Below are 330 nucleotides of genomic sequence, written 5' to 3'. Positions count from 1 at the left end.
CGCGAGATCTATCCCGTTTCCGTTCATGGCGTCGGCCTGTCGCTCGGCAGCGCGCGAGGCTTGGACCGCGATCATTTGGAGCGACTGCGCAAGGTCTGCGAGCGCTTCCAGCCCGATCTCGTCTCCGAACATCTGGCCTGGAGCGTCGCCGACGGCGCCTACCTCAACGATCTGCTGCCGCTGCGCTACGACGAAGACGCGCTGGCGATCGTGGCGCGCAACGTCGAGACCGTCCAGGAAACGTTGAATCGGCAGGTTCTGATCGAGAATCTGTCTGCTTACGTCGCCTTTGCGGACTCCTCGATGAGCGAGGCCGAGTTTCTGGCCGAG

General features: G+C 63.3%; 1 protein-coding gene. It reads left to right on the top strand.

The genetic code is table 11. The annotated features are described in order from the left end of the window. On the top strand, positions 1–330 hold a 330-nt coding region (locus tag EN874_RS32760), incomplete at both ends, for a DUF692 family multinuclear iron-containing protein (RefSeq protein WP_127428861.1).

Source organism: Mesorhizobium sp. M1D.F.Ca.ET.231.01.1.1, assembly GCF_003999155.2.
Taxonomy (GTDB): Bacteria; Pseudomonadota; Alphaproteobacteria; order Rhizobiales; family Rhizobiaceae; genus Mesorhizobium.
The sequence above is the reverse complement of the archived record's forward strand: the minus strand, read 5'-3'. Positions and strand labels throughout refer to the sequence as shown.